We start from the raw sequence: 1,090 nt of genomic DNA on the forward strand, positions 1-1,090 counted from the left end.
CGCAAAAGATGTATTTTATGTGTATAAAATATATTCAAATGAAACAGCCTCCTTGAAAAAGGAGGCTGTTTTATTTGATAGCCGCAAAAGATGTATTTTATGTGTATAAAATATATTCAAATGAAAACAAATTAGATAACTGTTATTATTGTTATGAATAAAACAAATTAAAAGAATACCGATTAAGAACCGAAAAAGAAGAGATATTAACGACTTCATTCTTAGTAAGAATGAAGTGTTTTTCTAAAAATAGATATTGACAATGAGTATCATAGTATTAAAATAAACACATAACGTATATACTTATCAAATAGTAGAGGGGACTGGGTAGTAATGAGAAATAAGAGTATGCGTATTTGTGCGACCCTTACGGCTTGTGCCGTAATTGGAGGGGTAGTTTGTGCGGCGGCGCCGCAAATAGATTCGGCAGCCAGTGTTTTGATCGGTCAGGCTACGCCGGGTCAGGCGGCAGCCGGCAGAACTCGTGTTGATGCGACGACAGGAGCCAGTGTTCTTTTGACACCCGATTCGAATTATGCACCCGATTCATATCCTGTACATGGCGGACGTCATGTACCCGATAACTTAGGTAACGGTGCACCCGATACGGCACGTGTTGTCATTCGCGGCGAACGGACGAATTTCGGGTTAAATACGAATACGGGTAGAAACGGTACAGCATTCGGGGCTAATGCAGTAGCTAAGAAAGACTATGCGGCAGCTATCGGTAACGGTGCCAATGTTAATGCCGTAGAAGGGCTGGCTATGGGTCATAATGCTTCCGTCACCGGCAACGGCAGTATTGCTATCGGTGGTGGCAGTACGGCGGCAGAAACCAATGTTGTGTCTGTCGGCAATGATACGACACAACGTCGGATTGTTAACGTAGCAGACGGACGTATTGCTGCAGGATCCCATGATGCCGTAACAGGTAATCAGCTGTATCAATACGGGGCAAATATGACCGGCGGCTTAAGTAGAGAAATTAAAAATGTCGGTGCCGCCTCGGCAGCTCTGGCAGGACTACATCCTTTAGATTACACGGGAAGTGAATCGAAATTCCAGATTGCGGCGGCCTTAGGTTCCTATG

General features: G+C 43.9%; 1 protein-coding gene. It reads left to right on the forward strand.

Features of this window, described 5'->3' with window-relative positions; translation table 11 throughout:
* Positions 1-333 precede the first annotated feature (333 nt).
* On the forward strand, positions 334-1,090 hold a 757-nt coding region (locus tag PGX78_RS08580), incomplete at its 3' end, for a hypothetical protein (RefSeq protein WP_270446541.1).

This window comes from Megasphaera sp. AF13-6AC (assembly GCF_027685385.1).
GTDB classification, from domain to species: domain Bacteria; phylum Bacillota; class Negativicutes; order Veillonellales; family Megasphaeraceae; genus Megasphaera; species Megasphaera micronuciformis.